Origin of the sequence: Borrelia hispanica CRI (genome assembly GCF_000500065.1) — a bacterium.
Classification (GTDB): Bacteria; Spirochaetota; Spirochaetia; order Borreliales; family Borreliaceae; genus Borrelia; species Borrelia hispanica.
This window is the reverse complement of sequence record NZ_AYOU01000159.1, coordinates 47380-74270: the sequence shown is the minus strand read 5'-3', so window position 1 is coordinate 74270 and position 26891 is coordinate 47380. Positions and strand designations below refer to the sequence as shown.

The following is a 26891-nucleotide window of genomic DNA, read 5'->3' as shown; positions in this document are numbered from 1 at the left end:
AAATATAATATAGCATAATTAATCAATCTAATTAATATATTTATAATAAAAACCTTTTTTATCTGCATGATTTTTTGATAAAACTTTAATTCCATAATTTTAAATTATTCTTCATTCTTAATTACTCTATATAATAAAACTGATGAAGTCCAAACTTATATGAACTTCATCAACGATTAATTAACAAGCAACTAATTTAAAGTTATAAACAAATTTTATTCAACACTTTTTTCTTTAATTTGAGAATACAAATCCATAAATTCATTCTTAAGCTTACAAATTACACCCGTACATGACTGATTCGCATCTAATGACTTTAATTCGATAATTGGTTCTAATTGTGCTATCATTGCCTCTTTATCAGCAACATTTCTAGTTGCAATATATTTAGAAGCAAATCCAGAAACATTATTAATTGTACTTTGAAGCAAGCTCACCAACTCATCCCATTTTACACGCATATCATCTAACATATATTTAACTTCATTAAAGAGTGTAATATCTTGCTTATCTCTAATTTTAATCAAACCATCATTTCCAAAAACACTATCATTATTCAAAAATAAAAAAAGAATATTTCCAAGTTCATTTAACCTATAAAGCAAAGGCCTACCATTAAGTGCAGACATATATTCGTCCTTAGTCTCAATTGAATCTGCAACTATCTTCTTTAAGTTATCAATAGTTGCAACATCTCCTTTAAATGCAGCATAAATAGTTTCTTTAAAATTTTCATAATATGTATTTCCAAATTTATTCTTAATATCATCAAACAGAGAAACATTAAATCCTTCTGGTTTATAATCATATAAGGCCTTTAGATCATTAAAACTCGTAATTAATGCAGAATAAGTTTGCTGTTGTTCAGATGTCAACGATTTCATATCCATGTAATCACCTGCTTGATCATCTATCACATTATCCTCCTTTTCCTTACATGATAGTAATAATACACTAGATGCAAAAACTACCATAAATATTCTTTTCATTAATATCTCCTTTTTCTTTAGTGGCACAATATCTCTTTAGTCCAAACTTTACATCACACTATAAAACATACTTATGAAATGTAGTATGACATAAATTGATTCAATATTAATTTGTGCCCAATATAATATAATAATTATTTTAAATAATGGCAATATAATTATTACTTAAGTCAAATATTTTAATAATAAAAGAGTTTATACAATGTAAAATCCACAATACAGACTTTATATGCAAAATTTGTTAAGTATACATACATATCCTAATGAATAAATGAACACTATATTATAATGATAAAAAATTAAGATTTTGGATTTTTTAAAATAGACCTCTAATAAACTACGACATTCATATTTAACTTGCAAAGATTAATGTACCAAATAGAATAATACCTCAAGTATTCTTTAAATTTATTATCTGTTTTTTAATTGCAATATCACACACTTTAGAACATATAAAAAAACAAAACCCAAACATGGGCTTCGTTTTTCAGTGAATGAATATTACTATATCCTGATATCAGCAAAAATTAAATAAATATAACAACACATATAGCATTTATGGTGTTGGATTTTTTGGTTGCAATGCATTCAATAAATTATCACCTTTATCCAAAATTTGAGTAGCTAACCTCACCAACTCATTCTTAATTTTACAAATCAAACTACCCGAACATGCCTGATTAGAATTGCTTATATCTAAAACAGCAATTGGTCGTAATCCATCTTCAATATTTTTCATATAAGAAATTTTATCATTCTCTTTAAGACTACTATTTTTGATCTTAATATATTCCTCAGCAAATACTGCAACATCATTTATTATTTTTTGAACTTCTGCAACAAACTTTGCCCATTCAACACAAAAATCATCGATCATCAATTTAATTCCTCTAAGCCCTTCTATATCTTTACTATATTCAAGCTTCCCTAAAAGCTGACCACCTTTAACATCATAATATGCTTTCATAATAGCAAAAATGGTAAACTGTGAAATATGATCCAGTTTAGCAACCAAAGAATGGCCATTGAACTTGTTGTACATATATGAAGATCGATCCTTATTAACATCTATCACTATCTTTTTTAAATTCTTAACAACATCAATATTCCCATGTAAGACAGCATAAACATTGTCATCCATAATGAATATATTATCTTTAATCCTAAATTCATCATCAATATCCGAAAACAAAGATATATTAAAACCATCATCTCTATAATAATATGACGCTCGAAGATTATTTAAACTTGTACTCAATTCATCATAAGCCTGCTCTAAAGAATTCAAATCATAATAACCAAACCTTCCTCTTTTATTTTTCTTTTTTTCTTTTGTTTCTTCGAAATTTGAATCTTCTAAATCTTCTGCCATAATATTTCCGTGTCTACAACATAGAAATAACACAGCAAATAAACACAAAATCACACCCACTTTTGTCATCTTTTCTCCTCTATGCTTAAATTAAAAACACATTTATCACAAATTCAATACCATATTGAAAATACATACTACAAAGCATGCTTATATAATAAAAACTACAATACAATATAGTCATTATTTAAGATAAAACAATAATATTATTAAATTAATTAAAAAAATTAATAATAATGTCAACATCTCCTTTAATAAGCCTAATAATTATTCAATTAATAGCTCACATTCTCTCTACACAAAAATAAAAAAATACCAAATATAAATACCAAAATCACCAATAACCTATTAGTAATCTTTATATCTTATCAACTTATTCATTTTCTCCTTAAGCTGTCTGCATAATACCCTTAAATTATTCTTTAGTTTGCAAATATGCATATCATCATCTGGCAAATCACAATCACAATGCTGATTATATTTAATAACCTCCAAATAAGTAATTGGTTTCAATTTTTCCATAATTTCATCTTTGGTAGCAAATCTTGAAGCATCGTTAATAATACCTTGAACTAACCTCACCATATTTTCCCATTTCAAACAAATATGCTCTAAAATATTTGCAAGTTCATTTAAACCTTCTACATCTTTACTATCTTGAAGTTTTAACAAATTATCATTATTTAAAATATAACCATTTTTATGCATAACTATACCCAAAAGATAATTTGCCATCTTACTAAAATGAAAAAGCAAAAAATAAGCATTACTCTCAAAAAGATAATCTTGACTTACTACCTCATTTTTTCCAAAAGAATGCATTACTATTTTTTCCAAATTCTTCAGAACAGCAACATCTCCCTTCACCATAGCATAAACACTGTCCCTAAAGTCTTGCATCTCATCAATCCCAAATTTAGCCTTAATGTTTTCAAACAAAAAGTCACTAAATTCGCTGGGTCTATAATAATATAAATCCACAAGCTTAGATAAATTTGTTCTTAATGCAAGATAAGCTTTTGTCCTCAATGAATCTTCTGTACCTTCATCCTCAACATGCCCATCCTCCCCATTTCCTTGAAAATCTTTGACACCTGTTGGTTTTAAACCATCTGTTTTTTCTGTTCCTATATCTGATATAACTGGTGAGAATGGAAAATTTGACACACTTCCCGATTTATTCTTCTTCTCTTCAGTCCCTTTAATATTATGTCCATCATTTCTCAATTGTTTACAACATAACATTAACATAGCAAATAAAAATACTAAAATGTAAATTCGCTGCATTAATATCCTCCTTTATATTCTCATATCACACAACTAAAAATATTTTGGTGACATATAAAACGTAATGCATTCTACATCTATTATCACGAAACAACACATTAATTATTAAAATTATTAATTAATGATGTTTTTCTAATTTCTTGCATTAAATTTTAACTTAAGATCTCATATGTCAACTATTAATTATAGGTTAATTGGTAAATTAAATTATTTATTGTTATATTTATTTGATTTTTAATATTGAAATTAACAATATTAAAATGCAATTACAACATTTCGGTAATGTATGGTATGAATATGAAAAATCAAAATTTTAAGCAACATTAAAGAAATATTTACCTAAAGGAGTATGTTTAATGAGATTAATATATAAAACAATATTGATACTAAGCACATTTTTTATATGTTGTTGCAAACAAGACAAAGGTGAACAACATGCAAGCACCATTAAAACCGTCATCAACAAATCTATGCATACTGATGCATGGAAAGAAAAAATGAAATTAAAAAAAGAAAGACAAATACCAAAAACACCAGAAGAAGCTTATGATGCATTAATTGAAAACTATAATGAACTTCAAATTTTACTTAATACCCCAAAAGAATTCAATAGTTCTTTTATTACAGAAATTGGAAATTTCTTTGGAGTAAATTATGAAGTATTTATAAAAAATAATTTTTACCCTAGTTTAGGTTTTGATATTACTACTATTAATAATTTAAAAAAGATGATAACGACTTTTAATCCAACTAAAAGACCTAATATTCCAGGAATTGATGTTACGTCTGTCCATCAATTAAGTCTTTTTGCCAAAGAACTTATTCGTCCAATTGATAATGCTTTCAAAGAAAACAATCAAATAAATATTCTTAAAAATAGTAATGATGTAAAAGCTTTAAACGAGCTTACGAATATGTTGGATAATTTATACGAAAAATGGGATACAATTGTAAGCCTGATTCAAACTACAATCAACGAAGCAGCAAAATTAGATAAGAAAGATGATGTTGTAAGAAAATTAAAATTGTTAAATGATTTACATCTTGCTAATTTCAGTCAAATATGTAATGAAAACGGCGTTAATAATGAAGTTTGTGAACTTAAAAATGAAATGGGACAATTATCCACAAATATTAAAAACAAAATTGAAAGCCTGGTAAAAAATTAATGAAAATTAAAAGCCCACAAATATGTGGGTTTCTTTTTTGCCAAAATTGTTAAATTAAAAGTCGCCTGATTTGAATCATATAATTAATATCTTTAAAAAATCTAACATTAAAAACAAATAAATTATTTATTTATTATCTATTAATAATGTTTTTTTAATTTTTTGCATTAATTTTTAACTTAGGATATCATATGTTAACTATTGATTATATGGTTAAGTGATAAATTAAGTATGTTTATGTTGGATATTATTTGCCAACATGAAAAATGGCATTAAAAGGTTAGTTTGCTTGAACTTAGAGTCAATAGATATGCTGAGTAATTTTACAAAAAGGTTACAAGGAATTTAAAAATATTAATTATTAACATTAACATAACAATATTATTAATGATACGAATTATCATACTTTTGTGATGTATGATATGGAAATTGCAATTTAAAATATTAAGAAAAATGTTTAATATGAAGGAGTATATTTAATGAAACTAATATATAAAACAATATTTGTACTAAGTACGTTTCTTATATGTTGTTGCAAACAAGATAAGGGTGAGAAACCTAAAAGTCAAGATGAAAACAAAAGTTTTGCACCTAGTCACACTGCTACAAATGAAGAAACACAAAATTTAGAAGAAACTGACAATATCCCAAATAAAGCTTATGAGCAATTACTTGAAAAGTATAATAAAATTCAAGCTTTACTTAAAAAACCAGAAGGATTTCATAGTTCTTGTATTGAAGAAATTGAAGGTTTCTTTAATACAGACTATAAACACAGTGTTAATGACAATTTGTACTATACGCTAAATTTTGATACTACTACTATTGATAATTTAAAAAAAATAATAACTACTTTTGGTTCAAAGAAGGATTATCATAATCCAGCAATTGGTGAATCATTAGTCCGCAATTTAAGTTATCTCATAATAAATATTATGCGTAAAATTGATAATTCATTTAGCAGAAATAATCGTATAAATATACTTAAGAACACTAAAAATTTAGAAGGTCTAAATAAAATTGCAAAAATGTTAGATGATGCATATATAAAATGGAATATGTTTGTCAGCCTACTTCAAAAGACGATTAACGATGCAGCAAATTTAACCAATAAACAAGATGTTATACATAAACTCAAAATGTTAAATGAGTTAAAGTCTTATGAAACTGAAACATGTTCTACCAATAATGCTGAAATTTGTAAACTTAAAAATACACTGATAGGATTGTCTACAAAGATTGAAAATAAAATTACAGAATTGATAACTGGAAAAATACAGTAACTAATATAACAATCATTAAACTAAGCCCATAAATATGGGCTTAGTTTACCAAAATCGTCAATAAAGTTGTCATATAAATTAATTTATCTAAATATGATATTGATAAATAATTATATTGAGATAAATATAAAAATATAAAGGATTTATATTATCAAGATATTTTAATTAATGGTATTAAAATTATAATTTAGAGGAGGATATTTAATGTTCAAAGTATATTCTTTAATATTTATTTTAAATATATTATTACTGTGTTGCAAACAGACAAGTAACGATCTGATAAATACAAGTACTCCTTTAGCAATTAAAACAAATTCAATCAACAAAAGAAATTTAAATAAAAATAAGTTGCAAATACCCAAATTAACAAAAGAGACAGCATATGCCATACTCATAAAAAGCCTTAATAAATTTAAAGCACTATATAATTGCATGCCCACAAAATTTCATGATCCTTTATTTTTTGATATTAATAAAAAATTTAATGTTACTTACAATAATATAGATCATAAAAATCCTATTTATTCTTTGGTTAAAGGAGATATTAATACCCTTAATAACTTAAAAAAAATAATAATGAAATTCAATACTCCTGCAGAATATGATACCTCAATGATTGGCGATAAATTGATTGACAGATTAAGTCTATTTGCTTTTAATATTATTTTTAATACCATAGATATAAACAATGGTATTTTTAAAAATACCAATATGCTTAAGCTTCAATATAGCAAAGATATAGAAGGTTTAAAGGAGCTTGCTGTGATGTTAGATGATGTATGTGTCAAATGGGATATTTTTGTAGAGCAAGTAAAAAACATAATTAATGAAGCAGCAAATTTAAACATAAAAAGTAATGTTATACATAAATTAATACAATTTTACGATTTAGATTTAAATAATCCTAACCAACAATGCAAATATGATGATAAACTTTGTAATCTTAAGAATGAATTTTTAAATTCATATTTAAAAACTACAAATAAAATTAAAAGCTTAATTTAAGATATAAATTAAATACTGTAATATTTAGGATATATATTGATACATATAAATATATACAAAGCAAATATACAAATTAAACACCAAAAATTAAAATTTCTATTTTAATACATAGTTTATTTTAATTACTAAACTTAATTAATAATATATTTTTTTTGATTTTTATTACAATAATGTATATACTATTAACAATGTAAAATAATACAGTTAATTATATATTTGTAATACTTTTGCAATATATAATGTAAAAATTCAATTTTTAAAAAATAACGGAGGATATTTAATGAAATTAATATATAAAATAATATTTATACTAAGTGCATTTCTTATATATTGCTGTAGTCAAAACACGCAACAACCTACAGATGATGCTAGAGACAATGCTCCATTTAGTCACTCAAGCTCAACACCAACAGATCAAGGAGAAATACCAACGGATCAAGTCAAAACACCAGAAACTCAAGTCAAAACACCAGAAGAAGTAGCTTATGATGCATTAACTGCTAGCTTTAATGAGCTTGAAAAATTATATCATCATAAAGACGAAGGATTTGATATATCTTCACTATTTGATGAGATTAACAAAAAATTTACTAAGGACAGTCACAAGGTTCATATTCAAGATGTTCAAGATAAAGTTACCTATAGCATATCTGGAAATACTCATTCTTTAGAAAATTTAAAAAAAATAGTACTACATTCTTCAATTACCAATAAAGAGGAGTATATGCAAGAACAAAACGCTAAGCCTTTAATTTATAAATTAAGTGATATTGCAAAACATTCTATTAATATAATATTAAAAGATGACAAGGAATTTGGAAAGGGTAAATTAGCACAACTAAAACAAAGCCAAAATATACAAGGTATTAACTCGCTTAAAAAGATGTTAGATGATATGCATTCACAATGGCAAAAAATTGTGAAATCAATACAAAACATAATTGAGAAGGCTGCACAACAGAACAGCAAAGATAATATTATTGAGGAATTAAAACCACTCCTCACACTAGAGACTCTTAAAGACGATCAAGTATGCAGTGACCAGGAAAACAGTGATCCTAAACTTTGCGAACTAAAAAATCAATTTAAGAGATTATGTTCTCAAGTGATAAATCAAGTGCAAGAATTACTTAACGAAATAAATCCAGCACCATAAGTTTTATATTCAATGTGCTTCTGAGCTCATATGCATATTGCATCTAAGTTATTAATATTAACAAACTTAACATAGTTAATGTGGTATGCATAAAAGCAACAAGTCACAAACAATTCGAAAAATAAAAAAGTCCACATATTTGTGGACTTAACTAATAATTAATCTTTCTCTATTTAATTATTAATTTTTTTATCAATAACATCAAAAGATATCAAATCCCTACTCCTTACCTACAGCCCTTACCAACTCTAATACCTTGTCTTTAATAGGAATAAACAACCGCAACAATTCATGCTTAAGATCACAAAGCTTATTATTATTAATACCTTGAGCATCAACACATTTTTGATTAGGATTATCAATCTCCAACTTATTCAAAATTTCTAATTTATTTATAACATCATTTTTAACGGTTAAATTTGCTGCTTCATTGATTGTATTTTTTACTTGCTCTACAAACATACCCCATTTGACACACACATCATCTAACATCACAGCAAGCCCCTTTAAACCTTCCATATTACTACTATCCTTAAGAACACCTATATTATTATTTTCCTGAAGCAATTTATCAATCGGAACAATAAGCTTTAGACTAAACTGTCTTAACCTATGAACAAACGAATTACCAACCTCTGTATCATAATAATATTTATTAAGATTAAAAGTAGTTATTATATGTTTTAAATTATCAATAGCAACAGCATCAAACCCTAAACTAGCATAAAAATTATTTTGAGCATATTGTTCAACATCAGCACCAAATAATTTCTTCATATCATAAAAAAAGGAATGACTAAATCCTTTTGGCCTATCAATTAAACTTTTAAATCTATTATAACTAGTAAGCAATACAACATAAGCTTCCGTAAAATCACCACTTATAGCTTGATTAGGTTGTTCACCATTCTGATTAATAACTTCTTCAGGTCCTTTACCATTCTGATTAATAACTTCTTGAGGTCCTTCACCATTCTGATTAATAACTTCTTCAGGTCCTTTACCATTCTGATTAATAACTTCTTGAGGTCCTTTACCATTCTGATTAATAACTTCTTCAGGTTGTTCACCATTCTGTTTACAAGAACATACAAATAACACACTTACTATAAATATTATTTTATATATTAAATTCATTAAATATACTCCTATATACATAATATATTTTTTATGTTTATTAACCTTTACTCTCGATGTAATAAACCACAATAATAATATAAATTGTTTATTTTATTATATTATTTTTTAATATTTTAATAAAATTTAATAAAAATTAAAAAATAATCAAAAAATCAAAAAAATTTTTCATAAAAATAAAACTATTAAAACATATCAACTTACCTACAACGTAAGTTAATATATTGACAATAAAGATATAAAAGAATTAATAAAGATTGTATACATATTAATGATATATGTATATGAAATAAATAATTTACAGATCAACCTTTTAATTAATTACTTTTTATATTATTAATTTTATTTCTTTGATTTTTGTTTATCTGAATCTCCTTTTAATTTTGAATAAATACGGGCCTTACGAGCTCTTTGCTCCTTCAGATCAACAATTTTTTCTTTAATTATTTCTTTAAAACCCAACAAACCACTCTTATGCTCAACTTTATTAAAAATATCTCCATTATTACCAGTAATAAGATCCAATTCATATTTAATGGAGGCAATTTTTTTTAAATTCACGATATTTTCTATATTATCTATCAATAAATTAAAAACATATTCCTTTTGTTTAAACAAGTTATCTAAAGCAACACTAATAGAATTAATAGAATCTAAGTCATTATCCTCCTGCAACATATCTAAATTAGAGTTACTCAAAATTTCACCATTCTCTTCTACAACATCCAAAGCACATATCCCAATATCTTGTAAAACTATTAAAAAATCCAAAGCTGTATTTTGATATTTAAAAACCATTTTAGGATCATCAATCTTAAAAGACACCAATTTATCTACAATCCTCTTTACTTTGTCAAGATATGCCACATTATATTTCATAGCAATATAAACACAATTTCTAGAATAATCATCTTTAAAATAATTATTAAAACCATTAAACATGCCATCAAATTTGGATTTATCAAAACCTTTAGAACCAACATCTAATGAAATCCTAAATTCTTGAACTTTTCTTTTTAATGATTCATAAGGTGTTATTGGTACTGGAAGATCTCTATATAGATCTAAACCTTCTGTTGTATATGAATCTAAATTTAGTAGATCAAAATTATCTAAATGTTTTGAAAGAACAACTTTATGTACATCACCAAAATTATCTTTTCTAACAGCTGAACAACTAATGAACAAATTTAAAGCAACAATTATAAATACTCCCATACCTATTCTTGACATATATTCCCCTTATTAAAGCTTAGTTAATTATAACATCTCTCTACTCAAGAATAACAAAACTAAAAAATTAATAACAAAAAATTAACATTCAAAATAACACCCACTAATCTTATATAAACACAATAAATACTTAAACATTAAATTAGTAAAGAAAATACATATAAAACTATTTGATCAATTCATTCACTTTATTCATAATTACAGCTTTTAAGCTTTGTAAACTTAATCTATCACCAGTAGCAGCTGTAGAATCAACAGGATCAAAAATCCTAGTATAAATATCACTATCCCTACTAATCATATTGCTAAGATAAATGCTTATCGCGCTAGCCTTACTCTGAGGATCTGCTGCATCAGAATATATTCCCACTGAACGTTGCAAAATTGCATTTAATTTATTTACTAAAGCATTATGTTGCAACAAAACAGTATCCAATTTAGATTTAAGATCTCTTAAACCATCTAAATTATTTCTACTTTTCAATATATTTAGATTAGCTACATTGAAAATAAACCCTTTCTCATCTACAATTTCACTTACATATTGAGTACTAAAACTTAAGTACCTAAGTAAAGTAACAACTAAATCACAACCATTCTTTTCACCCGACTTTACCAAACTTTTTACTATTGTCTTTAAATTATTTAAAGAATTAACATCATAATTTAAACTAGCATAAATTTCTCTTTTAACTTTTAGATCATACTTAATTTTATCACTATACGAAGAACAAACTTGAAACATATCATCAAACTGAGATTCATCAAACTCCACACAATCAAACTTTAATGTCTTTTTGATATTGTTAATGCTTTGAAGTAAGTTAGAATAAGCTAGAGAACCTTTATTGCCTTGCTTTTGCAATATTATATCTACACCAAAACTTGATAAAGCACCAGATCCCTTATTACCCTTAGCATACCTCAAATATGGGTAAATTTCACCACTTGCATCACGTGATAACTGCCCATCAAATGAACACCCTATTATCATAAAGCAACTCAAAATACAAAATATTCGACATATTATTTTCATCAAAATAGCTCCTTTTAATATAGAAATACTACAAAACAATGCCATGACATATGTAATGAAATACATTGAAACATTATATTTCATTATTATTAATTAATAAAGATTAAATTAATAATAATAAATATTTTTAATTTAATTAAAGGCGTTAATCTCTTTTAACTAAAAGAGTAATATCAAATACATAACTTTAAAAAAACATTAAAAAAAATAATTATTTTGACATTAATAAATACAATTTTAAATTATCAAGTTCTTTTTCAACTTCAATTCTTAAATATCTAAGACTTTTTAAACCATTAATCATTTCTCTAATATATCCTTGAGAATCAGTAACTAAATTTAACTTAAGTAAAAATTTATCATTATCATTTATAACATCTACTGCACCATCTAGCATATTTTTAATTTCGTTCACAATAGTATTTCGCAGTTTCAGCATTTCATCCAAATAAGACTTAATTAAATTAATACCTGCTATATTATTACTACATCGCATCATACTCAAATTATCCTGACTAAAAATTCCATAATTTTCATCTATAACTTCTCTTATATAGATAGAACTAGCTCTCAAGCGGTACAACAACATTAAAACAATATCTTCATGATTAGCAGATATTAAAGTTTCTATCACTTTTTTCAAATTTGCAATACTCAAAGAATCATACTTTAAACTACTATAAACATCATCTTTTGACTCATCACCACTAAAATCCATATTATGTCTGCCAAAAATACCATTGTCAAATTGCAATTTAACTGGCAAAAAAGCATCACGATTTTCACTATAAGAAGCCTTAAGAGCATATAAACTTTTCATTAATTTATCATAAGCCACATTTGCTTGAGGATATTTATCTCTAATCGGAGGTAATTGTGATGGAGCTGACGTGCTGCCAATTTGTGATAAATCATCAAAATTCATCACAACAACATCATCCGACGAATCATTATGTACCCTACACGCCAAAAATAAATCTAGGGCATAAAACATAAAAATTAATACGTAAATCTTTATCATTAAATACCCTCCTTCTCAGCATTTCGTATAACTCATATAGAAAAGCCACTAAATGTAATTATACTACTTCTAAAGAGAATATACCAAATATATAAATACATCTAGAATCAAAGAATAACAATTTACTATAATTAAAATTCATTTTAACCATAATGTTCTTTTTAATTCCTCCAATTCTTTTATAATATCATTTCTTAGCCCTAAAAGACTCTCATCACCCACATGAATTTTTTTATAAATAATTCCTGTATTCGAACCAATGGTCCTTATATTACCATTAATACTTGATATACGATCAGCAGAAGCAACTTCCATAAATTTTTTTACGCGACTAAAAATATTTCTAATATCTTTAATTACACTTGTCCTTCTATATGATAGTTCACTAAACATAGCATTAAGTGAACTAACAATATCCATATTATTCCCTTTCTTAATATTAGCAAGATTAAAATCATTAATAACAACATCACTTGCTGTTATAACATCAGAAACATATTGGTCAATATCTCTTAAAGAAAATAATAAAGCTTTAATATTTTGTTTCTTATCCTCATCAATAAATTCCAATAATCTAGCTATTAGATTTTTTAAAATCTCAATATCTTCAACATTATAATCTAAACTAGCATAAATACTATTTCTTTGGCTGTCAGTTTTAAATTCATTATCAAATATAATATTGTCAAATGGAATTTCTTTATCAAAATCTTTCTTTTGTAACTTAAATGACTCATAATTGGCATGACACATTCTTTTAAATTTGAAGTAATTTGCTTTAAGCAACTCAACATCACTCCTTCCATCATGACCACTAAGTCCATCTTTACCATGATGACCCAGAAATCCAGCTATACCACGTTCTCCTGTTTTACATCCAAATACTAACAACATTAAAATAAAAATTACTGCATACATTTTTTTCATAAAAACCCCTTTTACATCCTCAACATACTAGACACTGGTATTGATTTTAATAATTTGATCTTTCAAACTTTGCAAGCTATAATTATTTCCATAAATTTTTTCATAAATATCACCACCAATATCAATAATCGGGGCTAACTCAACTTTAAGATTTGAAGGACTTGATGAACCCAATTTTGAAATATTTGGATTTTTAAGTAATATTTTAATATCATTAACAATACTTTCTCTTAAGTCTAACATTCCTATCAAAAGAAAATTAAGTTCAAAAACAATAGACTTGTCAAAATTGCGCAACCTATCTAAGTTAAAATCAGGGGTAAATAAATCTAAGTTTATAACCTCATCAATATAGCTGGCACTATCTATTAGAACATTCAAAAATTTTTTAGCAACATTATGATCTTGAGAAGTAGAACTACGACCTCCTACTAATAATCGTAAAATCTTCAATACATCCTCAAAAACTAATTCATTACTCTTTACTGCAATACAAATATAATCTTTATTTTTATCTGATTGAAATTTATCCTCAAATACAACATGTGAAAATATAGAAGACTTTTCAATAGAATCTTTAATTTTTGCAACATCACCAAGATTATAATTATAAGAACTCTTAAGGATTAAAAAGGTTGACATTAACAATTCAACATCACCATGATAATCCTGTCCCTTCTCTCCATCTCTTCCATCAGGACCCCTAAGACCCTGTATCCCAGTAGGCCCAACACATCCCAATATCACTAAAAAATTTACAACACATATTAATACATACATTCTTTTCATCAAAACTCCCATTTTAAGAATCTATAAAAACTAAACTCTTAGTGTTAAATTTCTTATTTTATTTAAAATTGCATCTTTTAAACTAGCCAAACTATCAAAACCTAAATTAACTTGTTTATAAATATTTCCTGATTTAGTAATAATTACATTTAATGAATCCATAATATTACGCATATTTGGATTTTCAACACTGATATGTCCCTTTAACATACTAAACAAAAATCTAATATCATCTATTACCTTTTCTCTCCCCGTCCACATCATCATTAACATAATATTAAGGTCGCTAATACCTGCAACATCATCGATTTCATTTAATACACCCAAATTAAGTTCCAATGCAGACAAAACTGATTTTACATATTGAGCACTATCAACTAAAACATTCAATAGATGTAAAGCATTACTACTAATTATTTCATCCTTACTACTCACCAATATCTCTACAACTTTTTCTACTACCTTAATATCCTCAATGTTATATTTTAAGCTAGCATAAAAATCATGTCTTTTCTCAACATTACTATCCGAAAATTTATCTTCAAATACACTATGAGAAAAAAAAGCTTCAGCATCAAAATTATTAACTGCAGGATCAAATTTTTCTTTATTAGCATTATATGACCTACTCAGATTAAAAAAATTCATATACAAAATCGCAAGATCACCTCGTCCAGCCTTACCCGGTTTCCCATCAACCCCATCACCTCCTGCAAGCCCCATTGGACCTGAAGGGCCTGTAGCATCACAACCCATAAATAACAAAACACCAAATGTAATACTCATTATCATACATATAAATTTCATTCAACCACTCCTCACTTCTCCTATATAACTAAAAATACATTAATAGAACATTAATATATCAATACTTATTATCTAAGTATAATCAGTTTAAAACAATAAGAAGTATTAGTTTATAATCATTATAACACAAATTATCAAAATAATTAAAACAATATATTAAATGATATTTATGCATATTTCTTACTATAATCAATATTAAAATACCCAATTAATTGATTAATCAATTAATTGGGATATATTACATTAATATACATAATGATCAATTAGCCTATCTTTAATATCAGACTCTCAATATAAACAAATAAAATATTAATAGATATACTCAAAATAGAAATCAAAATAGAATTTCAAACTTTATAATATTTAAATAAATGTCTTATATTTTAATTTCAAGATAGCCAATAAGAGTGCCTTTTATTGTTAGTTGAATTTAAATTAATTTTGTTTAATCTCAATATGTCATCTTGTTGCAAGTTCTCAGCAATATCCTGCTTACAAGACAAAATACTGAGTATACATAACACATACAGTACACATATTATAAATAACAAAACACCTATTTGTTTCACACAATTCTCCTTTTTTAAAATTACATGATAATAATAATAATAGTAATACTATAATAATTAATAAGTTTTAATATTAATTACAATATAAAGTATTATCACAAATAATAATCAATTTAAACTTTAAAAAAATAAATTTTATAGATATTAATCTAATACAAAAGACAATATATATCAAAAAAACAAACAACAGGATACTTATTTTAAAAAATATAATTAATTGTAAATTTTAATAAATAAAAATTACTCATAAACTTAATTAAATAATAGCTACCTCTAAATTAGAAGTAGCCATTATTTATATAGGATATTGAAAAATTATTTTACTAAATATGCTATGCGAGTCACCATTCCTATAATAGAATAAGATGCATGCTGAATCTCTCTACTAGAATTATTCTCAAGCCCAATAGTTTGTTTTAACCCACTCAACACTTCTTTTTTATCTTTCGATGCTAATGAGAGTATTTGTTCTTGAATTATCTTTACTGCATTGTCTCTCTCTATCATAAATTTTTCTAAGAGATCATTAAGTGCAATTATATCTTCCACGCTCTTACTATTCTTAATTCGATCTAAATTTGCAGTATTTAAATGATTATTGACAAGTTTTCTTGTATAATTTGAAATATTTAATAATAGATTAAATAAATGAGCTGCAACTTTTGTATCACCATAAGAATAAAGAGCAGGATCTTTTAAATCCAAATTATTTAATATTCTCTCTAGTCCCGTAATAACTTTAACATCACTCCCCAAAGCAGCATAAATATCTGCTTGTTGCTCTGCAGAAGTAAAAATTGGTGACACCTTTTTAAAAGGAATACTTAACGAATAATGCCTTGGATTAAATCGTCTGCGTTCATGTATAAGTTTTGATTTATACTTTAATACTCTAGATTCAAATGCAGCATACACTTCTTGTGCTGTTTTTTTAGGAATTAATAACTTTACTTTTCCATCAATCTTTAAATTTGATCTAAACTTACTTTTACTTTCAAGTTTCTTAGCATCACTCTTTTTATTGTTTGCAGATTTATTATCTCCAAACACTCTATCCCCAACTTTTTTATCTGAAACATCCTTCTCTAAAACCTTCTTACTTAAATCTAGAGATTCTGCAATAACTTTGGTTGAATCGCTGTCTTTTGATACAATCTCTTTTGATTCAAGTTTTACTTCACCCAAAACTGAAGATTTTTGATCCTTTAAATCTGTTTGATTAAGTGTTTTTTCAAGTGAATAATTTTTTAAATTATCTTTTGATTGATGCATATCTAAAAAACTGGTAATTTCTGACAATTTAAGTTGCTTACAAGATATCATACCAAATGCATATAAAATTATACCCAATCCTTGCATAAACTTCTCCTTTCCCTTAGCGTTTACACCAACCAATATTTACCACTCAATATAACGCAATATAATGATATTTACTAAATGATTTATATAAAAAGAAGAAAATTTTGCTAATATTTTTTTACTTTTTGTTATTTGAGATTTAATTATAAATTTAAAAAAAATCTTGGGATTCCAATTAAAAATCTCAAGATTTTTCTTTAATTTAACTATTCTTCAATCTTAATAATTGTCCTTCTAATGAGACGATTTCATAAGATACTGACTGAATAGTGTTCTCATAACCGTCAACTAAACCAAGTGTTGCTTTCATTCTATCTAAAAATTCTTCTCTCTTCACTAATGATTTTAATAATGCCAATTCTTTTTTTATAGTCTCTACAGCATGAGATCTAACTTTAACAAACTCATCGAAACACTTACTAATTGACAAAAGCTTTTCTTTATTTTTATCCCTATAAAATTTATTAAGGCTTGCACTATCTAAATAACTCATAAATTTTTCAGAATAATACCCAACTTGCCACACAAGAACAAGCAAGTTATAAGCAAGCATCCACTCATCATTTTTACCTTTAGTAGATCTGTCATCCGAGGGCATTTCTTTTTCTAAATTCAAATTACTGAATATAAAACTCAGATCATTAATAGCCTGAACATCATATCCTAATCCAGCATAAAAATCTGATTGTCGTTTTAAATCATCATATCGTAAATCTATTTTACTAAAAGGAATATTATATGGATTACGAGACATATTACTTTGAGAAGCCTCATCTACAAGTTTAGCTTTATAACCCGCCGTTTTATTTAAAAGCATATTATAAAGCTCATCCATTAAGCCTTGTTCTGAACCATTAATCGTCACTTCCACTGGACCAGGACTGCCACCATTTGTTGACCCATCAACTGTACTACCTGCTTTACCAACACTACCCCTATTATCCAATTTCCCCAAAACATAAACAGCTCTACCTCCAACATTCAATTGCCCCTCCAACTTCGGGTTTTTTCTTAAATCCTCTAAAAGATCGTTACTACAAGATATCATAATCAAGCAAAACAAAAAATACATTCCCATTACTCTCATAAATCACCCCCCTTTTATTTAAGCTTATTATCATATTGTAATTAATATAATATAGCATCATTTATAATATAACATATATTACAAAAAAATAATAAGTATGAGATTATTAAATAATAATAAACAAAATTAAAAATTAATAGAATAATAAATAAACTTTATTATATACACACTATTCATTTACATATAAATTATATTTAATAAATTTTAATTTTAAACATCAATAAACCAACGTTTTAACTAAGACTCCAAATTGTAATTGCAATATTACTCATTAAATTTATATCCTGCCCAATTTCACCCTCATAAGCAACCATTTCCTTCATCCCTGTCAATACGGACTCTCTAGTAATTTTTGATTCTAAGTATGCTACTTGTAACTTAATTTTAGACATACAATTTTCCCTTAAAGTAATAAAGTCTTCCAAATGATTATAAATCTCAGTAATTCGCGATTTATCTTTGCTAGATTTAATATGGAGTAAAGTTTCATCACTTAAATAATAATTAACAAGTGTTTTAGCATAATCTGTAATATTACTTAAAAAGCTTAATAATTTATAAGCAACATCAGCATCAATATTAATGAAATGCGGACTATTAAAATCAAGCTTATTTAATACATTTCCTAATTGTTTAATAATCTCAATATCATATCCCAAACTAGAATAAATTTTATACTGCTTATCCGAATCGGCAAAATCTGGTGAGATTTTTTTAAAAGGAATATTTAACAACAATTCACTTAAATTAAATTGCGAATGTAAACCATTAATTTCTTCTCTGTAAGCAATCACTCTTGTCTTTAGAGTATAAAAAATCTGCTCTTTATCACTAATATTAAAAGACCCTTGCACACGTACATTACCACTACTTGTATTACGTTTTAAATCAAATACCTTTCTAACAGGTCGATTTTTTGCAATACTTCCCACACTATAAACCAGAGTCCCTGTCAATAAACCAAATAATTTCATACGTTTCTTCTCCCTATTACAATTAATATACTATATAGTAACCAATATAATAAGATATATAATATATATTTATATACAATATAATATTGTAATAATTTAATCTATGCATAATTTCATCAAAATTCAAGGAATACTATAACTTTTAATGCAAAAAACTAAAGAAAATTTTTTAATATTCCGCAAATAATAAAATAACAAAATAATAAACAAAAACATTAAATGGGCTTATAGCCCATTTAATGTTTAATATTTACAACCAAATTTGAAATTAACATAGCAACCTCTCTTAAAGCACTAATTTTCAGCTTATATTTACCCCTTCCAAAATCCTCTTTTAATAAAGATATTATCTCACTCTCATCATCAATAGAGCCCAACGATTCTATATTATTCCTAATATCCTCAACAAGTTCTTCTTTTACTTGAACAATATTATCCAAAGCATCACTAATACGCTTAATGTCAATATCTTGTTCTCTAATATTTGCCAGAATTTCTTCATTTAAAAGCTCTAAAGAATCTTTGGGATATTGTGATAGTTCAGTTAAAACTGATAACACATCATCAAAGACCTCTAAAATTCCATTAGAAATATTTGTTAACAATAACTTATCAAATAAAGTACCCAATCTTTCAATAAGACCAACATTATATCCTAATCCTGCATAAACTTTATCCTGCTTTTCCTCAGAACTAAAATCTGAAGAGATTTTATCAAAAGGAATATTAGAGAATAATTTAGTTAAATAAAAGTGATCACGTTCATTTAAAAGCTTTGCACTATAAGTTTGTACTTTCTCCAAAAGATAATCATAAACTTTTCTCTCACCACCCAAATCGCCATCATCATTCTCAACATTATCTCTAAATTCAACTTCCCTTCCTTCTAAAATTTTACTTCCAGAACCCCTGTCTCTCTTCTCTAAATTATCTTTATCAATTTCATCTCTATCATTAGTCTCCTCTCTAGCATCATTGACTTGAAAATCATCTATTCTCTGTTGTTTTTCTACATCTAACGGAAAATCAAATTCATTTTCTGGAAATACTATTTGCTCCCCATAATCACTATTCTTAACACTATCTTCCGGATAATTAAAGATTTCATCCCATAAATCTGAATCTATAAATGACAGATTTGTCACTGCTGACTGATTTAATTTACCCAAATTTCTTAAATTACGTGTACCACCAACCTCATCTTTTTGGTTAAAGTCTCTCGCCATTCTCTCCTCTAAAGGCCAATATCTACAAGAACTCATATATATTACACACAACAAATAAAATATTAAACCTAATACTTTCATATACTTCTCCTTCCTTAAGATTACATATTTTTAAATTCAATATTTAATCATATCAATACAATTTAATACTTATTATTATATAATATAATTATATTTATTCAAGAAAATGTTATAAATCGCATCACAACTTTCAAACATTCTTATCAAATGAATCAAAATCACTCTAAGTTAATAATATTAAGACAAATAAAAACTAAAATATTAATCAACATGTAAACAAAAAATAGTCTCTCTCATGTCAAAATACTTAAAGATTACTTATTATTATAAAATTTCAAATGTTATTAAATAAGTTTGATAATTAAAGAAAATACCTGTAGTAAAGAGTACATCATATTTATTTAATCAAACATTTAATTATAGTTAATGGTCCACTTTTTAGGTCTTCAAAATCTCTAATAAGTCTAGTATTTGGTATGCTTACCACTAATTCTCCTTCAGGCAATTTTGAAAAAATATTCACAATACTATTATTAAAAATTTGCAACACAGCCTCTCTACCAGCACCTTCAGTTACCAACTTAACTAATATCGTTTCAAGATTGCGATCCAAACTTGCTTTTTTATTTATAAAACCAACTAAATAATAATAAATTAAAGCAAGCTCTCTATCTGTCTTCGTGGTCTTAAGTCGCTCTAAAGTTTCATCATTAAAATCATCATTAACAAGCCTTTTTAAAACTTTTGAATTCTCGTCTAAATAAGATAAAAAAATAGACAAACGCGACACATCTCCCAAAATACTACTATAGGTCGGCAATATTAATGCATGAAACACATATTCCAAACCATAAATCGCTTTAACATTATAGTTTAAACTTTCAAAAATAAAATTTGCATCACTATAGACTGGAAATATCTTTGATAAGGGAAACTTAAATTCAGGCTTAGACTCGCCCTCTTTTAATTTAAATGTCCTACCATGAAGTTTATCTCTATACTCTTTGACTAACCTATGAATCTTATAAAAAGTCACATAACGAGGCTCAATGGCTACAAGCCTTATAAATGATAAATTAGCACATACATCTTTATCATCTGAATCTTTCACATTTTCACTTGACTTATCAACATTCTTTTCACTACAAGATAAGATGAATAATATACATAATATAATATTAATTCTTCTCATAAATATTCCCTTTTTCATATATAAATATATAAACATATATACACAAATTTCAACAATAAAATTTAAAAATTATAATGATTCAATAATTATATATTTGCATAAACAATTATATTCTCCTTGCATTTATATACATATCTACCTTGGGCAAATCCTTAACAATTGCAATAACTAATTCTTGAATAGTTTTTGCAAAATCAGCACTATCAGCAATTTTTTTCTTAATCTTTCCATCTTTAATAATCTTACCAAGTTCAGCCTCCATCAACCTTCTGTAACGTTTTAACTTTGCTGCACTATTTATAACATTTTTAAAATCCACTATCAATTCATCTCTTAATTGCATAAATAATAATAACACATTGGTAATACTCGAAACATTTTCCACTGTAATCTCATTATTCATCTTAATTTTTTCTAACACTTCATCACTAAAGATATTAACAACAAAATCAATATGATACGCAAGTTGCTCTAAATTAAATAATAAAAGAGATGCAATTCTTACATCCACATTATCTATATTTCTCTTTGAGAGAGGTATATCAACAAAGGTTAATCCCACATTTAATGTATGAAGTATCTCTCTTAATGCATTAATGCAATCAAGATCATATCCTAAAACCATATAAATATTGTGACTCTTGTTAACCCCACCACAATAAGTATCAAATTCCAAGTATCCCTTTTGAATAGTTGACATCTTACCATAACATGACAACTCTTTAACAATATACTTACTATATTGATCAATAACAGAAATAGAACTCTTACTCAAACCACTATTTATATATTCATTATCAACCAAAAATTTAAAAAAAGAAACTAGAGATTCTAAATCATGATAGGCTCTACTTACTGAACTTCTAAAAAATGGAATCAATTCAAATGTTGAAAATGCTTCTTTATCATTATTAATCTTCTTTCCATCATTCAAAACAGCATCAGATCTGCACCCTAAAATAAAATTTAACACACACAAGAAAATACAAAACCTTCTCATAAATTTCTCCCCTAATATTATCAATATTTTAACAAATAGTAATATAATCTATAGCAACATGTCAAATTACTATATATATAAATATATAGATTAAAAATACCTAAATTTAAAACATAAAACCAACTATAAAAGATCAACCAACTCTACAATATCAAATAAAATATAATGGATATTGCGCATTTCCTTATTAAAATTTGAATCTGAACTAGCTATAACTTTCTCTAGTTCATTTAATATATCATCCTCATTGGTCTTTGATGCAATAACAACAATAACATCTCTAAACTTAGACATTAAATCTTTAACAGCATCTATAAATTGAACTAAATACTTAATAATTTTTTTAAGATCATCTTCATCTCTAAATTTAAGCATTTCTAATTTAGCTTTACTTAAAACATCTTCAAAAAAAATTTGGATTGAATGAGCAATGTACATTAAACCATTTAGCAAATTAGTAATAATTCTTGTATCTCTGTCCCCCATATTCTTAAAATTCAATATTTGAAACACTCTGCCCAAACTAAGAATAATCTCAACATCATATCTTAATGCTTCATAAACCTCATCCAAATCTGAAGGATAATAAATGTCATTTAAAACCCCTTTAAAATTAATACTTATCCTCTCTTCTTTGGCAAAAAATGCAACGCGATCACTTTCAAGCTCTTGCTTAAATTTCATCAATACGTTACTTAAAATACCAAAAGAAGATTTCATTTCATCCATACATTACTCCTTTCATAACACTATTTACCAACATAAATACACACTACTTACAGTATACATTACATAAACATCAATTAATTAAATTGAATTAACAAACAAATATTATTTAAAATTTTTTAATTTCATATTCAAAACAAAAAATACAATATCCAATATCATTTTAATTTACTACTTTTACAAAAAATCAACTAACTCTATAATATCAAATAAAAGATAATGAATATTACGAACACCTTTATTAAATTTTGAATCTAACTTAGCAACCACTCTACTCAACTCTTTTAATATGCTATCTTCATTAATTTTTGATGCAACAGACACAATGATAGCCTTAACTTGCAACATCAAATCTTTTATTATTTCTATAAACTGTTCTAGATAAATAACAATTTTTTTAATATCCTCAACATCTCTTAACTGAAGCAAATCCAATTTCGTTTGATTAAAAATATCTTTAAAGAGAGTCTGAATTGAATGTGCGACTCGCATTAAACCATTTAATAAATTCATAACAAGTCTTGTGTCTCTATCATAGACATGTTTAAAATTCAATTTACTAAAAATCACACCTAATCTACCAATAATTTCAACATCATATCCTAACATAGTATAAATTTTATCTCTATCTGATTGATAATAAATAATATCATCTAATACCCCCTTAAAATTAATATCCAATTGAGACTGTTTAGACATAAATGCATAACGTTCATTCTCAAGTTCTTCTCTAAAACCAATCAATATTCCTTTAAGCTCATCAAAATTTTGCTCCCTTAAATCCATATATTTCTACTCCTTTGTGCAAGCTATCTATTATTAGAACGCATACATTATACTATCAATCACATTGTAAAAACAATACAATATAATAACAATATAACTAATTTATTGAAAAAAATTTTTTACTATTAAGTTTATATTAAACATAAAATGGAATTGACTTTAAAAAATAAAATTTTTCAAATTAAAATTATGATTTCAATATCTCATTCAGTTTGTCTTCAATTTTCAATACATTATCTACAATGCCAATCAAAATTTTATTTGACAAAATACCATCATAAACTAAACTCTTTAAATAACTTACCATCATCAATTTATCACCTCTTCTTGCAGCTGCCTCATTAACAAAATGCTTAATATCTGAGATTAACTCTTCCCTTGCCTTCATAAAATAATCTAAATGAAACATAATATTATTAATAAAAGTCACTAAACCTTCTTCAAACTTAAAATAGTCTTTAATTTTAGCTAAATTTGCGTTGCTTAAATGCCTATTTAACAATATAATTCCGTATTTTGTAACATATTCCAATTCTTTTAAAAAACTAATAGCAACATTAACATCATCATCATTAAAATTACCAACATCCTTATTAAAACGTAAATCTAATGTGGATAATATATCTATAAGTCTTTGAACAACTCCCACATCATCTCCCAATGTAGCAACAATAATACGTTTGGTAGTATCTTCATCAAAGTACAATAATTTATCTGAATAAGCTTCTTTATCATCAGAGAAAAAAGAAATTTTTGAATCAATAAAATTGATAAGACTATCAGATCTTGATAAAAATGTTATTCTATAATTCTCAACCTTATTTTTAAAAGCCTTATAAACTTTTCTTGCGTCTGAATCTAAGAATCCCCCATATTCTGATACACAAGATATGAATATCATTAAAAACAAAAATACAATATTCACCTTTAAAAACACCATAATAACTCTCTTCATATATTCCCCTTTTTTATAATAATAAAGCAACACTTACATAAAAGTTAAACAAAATAATACTACTACAACTAATATATTTAACTCAAGTAAAAATTAAATCATAATAACAAAATCAAAATTCCTATACAAGATGCTGCATTTAAAGTAAATACTCTACGACTTTTTCTTAAAATACTGCTATTATTAAAATATTAAGGATTAGTTTGCACATTAACCAAATTTCCAATTGATTGTGAAATAAACATTATTTTTGCAATTAATCTCCTAATATCTCCATTTTGCTCAATAATTTTTCTAAGTACAGCTTCCATCTCCAATTTATCTGTTTTTGATTCTGCTAATACAATATATCTACCCAATTTCAATGTTAAATTTCTCCTCATATGCATTAATGTATCAATAAAAACATTAATAGAAGCAATATCATCTGCTGTTATTAAACTACTAGTCTTAATATTACCTAAATTAAACAAATTTAAATGATTATTTATCACAACTTCTCTAACATAATAAGTAACATTATATAAAACATCCAATAACCCAGAAGCAATTCCCTTATCTAGCCTACTTAAATAAGATGGAACATTTGGATCTACCTTATTTATCAGCGTTTCTAATTTTCTAATAACATCAACATCATACCCCAAAGATGCATAAACGATATCCTTTTTATCATCACCATCAAATTTAGCAAATCGTTCAAAAAAAGGCATACTAAATTGATGCTTACCACTAGCAAAACGTAAACTTCTATCTAAAAACTCATTCTTAAGCTCTCTAACTTTATTTTCAAGTTCATCATAAGCTTGTTCCCTAGTTTTATAAGAATCTGGCACCTCTGATAACAAATTTTCATTATCCAAAATCTCATCGCTATCATCTTGCACAGTTGATCTCTCATATTTTGAAATTTCATCTTCGATAGATGAATCTTTTATCTCGCCTGGATTTAGGGGACGTATTCCTGAACGTTCTAATTCTCTCTGAAATTCTGAATGATACTTAACTCCTGTATCCCAACCAAACATTATGAACAAAATCAATAATAAACATAATACACATACCAATGTCATGCTAAAATTTTTCATACATTCTCCCTAAAAAATTAAAAATAAATTTATTACACAAGCCTTATTTATACGCTATGCATGCAAATCAATATTTCTATCATATATAAATATGATTACTTAAAAACACTTATCTTTAAGTAATAAAATACAAAAACACTAATACAATTCCTAAACCAAATAAAAACACTCAAGATAAAAATAAAAAACTTCTATCTATTATGAAAATAAATTTCTTCCTTATTTATTTGTAAATTGTCAATTCTTTATCTAAATATTTTCTAATAACCCAACAACCATTACCACAGAAAACTTTATAACATTTTTTATTATGTAAAAGAGAAACAAAAAATCAAGTTGAATTAATTAGTAAGGTTTATATTTAAAGAAAACCTTAAATATTGCTAAATATTCATCAAGTTATACAAAATTTGAATAATATTGTGGTATATAACTACCTATTTACTAATGAAAGCATTTTATTTAAAAATTAAATCACCTAAATTTATAACTTGTAATCAATATAATCAACCAAATAACAAAGATATTAAAATATGACTTTTTAAATATACCTCCTTTTATAAAAAATTAATGTTTATTTCTATTAACAATAATTATACTAATAAATAATGTTTATATACAAATAATTAAATTAATTTAAGAAAATTATAATTTCATACACAAATATCTATCTCACAACAAAACCAAAATAAACAAT

General features: G+C 25.8%; 24 protein-coding genes. 4 read left to right on the top strand and 20 right to left on the bottom strand.

Going from position 1 to position 26891, the window contains the following annotated elements; genetic code table 11:
* Positions 1-215: 215 nt before the first annotated feature.
* The 3 genes from U880_RS0106745 to U880_RS0106735 form a co-directional block, all read right to left on the bottom strand.
* On the bottom strand, positions 216-989 hold the full coding sequence (locus tag U880_RS0106745; RefSeq protein WP_024655296.1) for a hypothetical protein: 774 nt from the start codon (positions 987-989) through the stop codon (positions 216-218).
* A gap of 556 nt (positions 990-1545) precedes the next feature.
* A complete protein-coding gene (locus U880_RS0106740) occupies positions 1546-2430 on the bottom strand; it encodes a hypothetical protein (RefSeq protein ID WP_024655295.1) in 885 nt (294 codons plus the stop codon).
* A gap of 279 nt (positions 2431-2709) precedes the next feature.
* Complete coding sequence (locus tag U880_RS0106735; protein WP_024655294.1) at positions 2710-3648, bottom strand: hypothetical protein; 939 nt, start codon at positions 3646-3648, stop codon at positions 2710-2712.
* 356 nt (positions 3649-4004) lie between these two features.
* Between U880_RS0106735 and U880_RS0106730 the strand changes: the two genes are divergently transcribed.
* The 4 genes from U880_RS0106730 (at position 4005) to U880_RS0106715 (ending at position 8261) form a co-directional block, all read left to right on the top strand.
* The gene (locus tag U880_RS0106730) at positions 4005-4817 is read left to right on the top strand and encodes a hypothetical protein (protein WP_024655293.1); all 813 of its coding nucleotides are present in this window, start codon (positions 4005-4007) and stop codon (positions 4815-4817) included.
* 479 nt (positions 4818-5296) lie between these two features.
* Positions 5297-6100 carry a hypothetical protein gene (locus U880_RS0106725; protein ID WP_024655292.1) on the top strand — a complete coding sequence of 268 codons (804 nt, stop codon included), beginning with the start codon at positions 5297-5299 and terminating at the stop codon, positions 6098-6100.
* A gap of 204 nt (positions 6101-6304) precedes the next feature.
* On the top strand, positions 6305-7105 hold the full coding sequence (locus U880_RS0106720) for a hypothetical protein (protein WP_024655291.1): 801 nt from the start codon (positions 6305-6307) through the stop codon (positions 7103-7105).
* Positions 7106-7385: 280 nt separating this feature from the next.
* Positions 7386-8261: a hypothetical protein gene (locus U880_RS0106715; protein WP_024655290.1), complete on the top strand. Its 876-nt coding sequence runs from the start codon at positions 7386-7388 to the stop codon at positions 8259-8261.
* Between the two features lie 219 nt (positions 8262-8480).
* Here the strand turns inward: U880_RS0106715 and U880_RS10355 are convergent, their stop codons facing one another.
* From U880_RS10355 to U880_RS0106625, 17 genes are all read right to left on the bottom strand, one after another.
* Complete coding sequence (locus tag U880_RS10355) at positions 8481-9398, bottom strand: hypothetical protein (RefSeq protein ID WP_024655289.1); 918 nt, start codon at positions 9396-9398, stop codon at positions 8481-8483.
* Positions 9399-9740: 342 nt separating this feature from the next.
* Complete coding sequence (locus U880_RS10350) at positions 9741-10631, bottom strand: hypothetical protein (protein WP_038359582.1); 891 nt, start codon at positions 10629-10631, stop codon at positions 9741-9743.
* Between the two features lie 166 nt (positions 10632-10797).
* On the bottom strand, positions 10798-11625 hold the full coding sequence (locus U880_RS0106700) for a complement regulator-acquiring protein (protein WP_235048036.1): 828 nt from the start codon (positions 11623-11625) through the stop codon (positions 10798-10800).
* A gap of 253 nt (positions 11626-11878) precedes the next feature.
* Entirely contained in the window at positions 11879-12688 is an 810-nt protein-coding gene (locus U880_RS0106695; protein ID WP_024655287.1) for a hypothetical protein, read from the bottom strand.
* A gap of 138 nt (positions 12689-12826) precedes the next feature.
* Positions 12827-13615 carry a hypothetical protein gene (locus U880_RS0106690; RefSeq protein WP_024655286.1) on the bottom strand — a complete coding sequence of 263 codons (789 nt, stop codon included), beginning with the start codon at positions 13613-13615 and terminating at the stop codon, positions 12827-12829.
* A 27-nt stretch (positions 13616-13642) separates the two neighbouring features.
* The gene (locus U880_RS0106685) at positions 13643-14404 is read right to left on the bottom strand and encodes a hypothetical protein (protein WP_235048035.1); all 762 of its coding nucleotides are present in this window, start codon (positions 14402-14404) and stop codon (positions 13643-13645) included.
* 30 nt (positions 14405-14434) lie between these two features.
* Positions 14435-15211 (bottom strand): hypothetical protein, encoded by a 777-nt coding sequence (locus U880_RS0106680; RefSeq protein WP_024655284.1) that lies wholly within the window; start codon positions 15209-15211, stop codon positions 14435-14437.
* Between the two features lie 884 nt (positions 15212-16095).
* Positions 16096-17139 (bottom strand): hypothetical protein, encoded by a 1044-nt coding sequence (locus U880_RS0106670; RefSeq protein WP_024655282.1) that lies wholly within the window; start codon positions 17137-17139, stop codon positions 16096-16098.
* A gap of 202 nt (positions 17140-17341) precedes the next feature.
* A complete protein-coding gene (locus tag U880_RS0106665; RefSeq protein ID WP_024655281.1) occupies positions 17342-18226 on the bottom strand; it encodes a hypothetical protein in 885 nt (294 codons plus the stop codon).
* 233 nt (positions 18227-18459) lie between these two features.
* A complete protein-coding gene (locus U880_RS0106660) occupies positions 18460-19200 on the bottom strand; it encodes a hypothetical protein (protein WP_024655280.1) in 741 nt (246 codons plus the stop codon).
* 236 nt (positions 19201-19436) lie between these two features.
* Positions 19437-20507 (bottom strand): hypothetical protein, encoded by a 1071-nt coding sequence (locus U880_RS0106655; RefSeq protein WP_024655279.1) that lies wholly within the window; start codon positions 20505-20507, stop codon positions 19437-19439.
* Positions 20508-20844: 337 nt separating this feature from the next.
* Complete coding sequence (locus U880_RS0106650; RefSeq protein WP_235048034.1) at positions 20845-21639, bottom strand: hypothetical protein; 795 nt, start codon at positions 21637-21639, stop codon at positions 20845-20847.
* Positions 21640-21745: 106 nt separating this feature from the next.
* A complete protein-coding gene (locus U880_RS0106645) occupies positions 21746-22639 on the bottom strand; it encodes a hypothetical protein (RefSeq protein WP_024655277.1) in 894 nt (297 codons plus the stop codon).
* 123 nt (positions 22640-22762) lie between these two features.
* Positions 22763-23368, bottom strand: a complete 606-nt coding sequence (locus U880_RS0106640) for a hypothetical protein (RefSeq protein WP_024655276.1) — start codon at positions 23366-23368, stop codon at positions 22763-22765.
* Between the two features lie 174 nt (positions 23369-23542).
* Positions 23543-24151, bottom strand: coding sequence for a hypothetical protein (locus U880_RS0106635; protein ID WP_024655275.1), 609 nt, complete (start codon positions 24149-24151; stop codon positions 23543-23545).
* Between the two features lie 187 nt (positions 24152-24338).
* Positions 24339-25106 (bottom strand): hypothetical protein, encoded by a 768-nt coding sequence (locus U880_RS0106630; protein WP_024655274.1) that lies wholly within the window; start codon positions 25104-25106, stop codon positions 24339-24341.
* A 191-nt stretch (positions 25107-25297) separates the two neighbouring features.
* Complete coding sequence (locus U880_RS0106625; protein WP_024655273.1) at positions 25298-26194, bottom strand: hypothetical protein; 897 nt, start codon at positions 26192-26194, stop codon at positions 25298-25300.
* Positions 26195-26891: the final 697 nt, after the last annotated feature.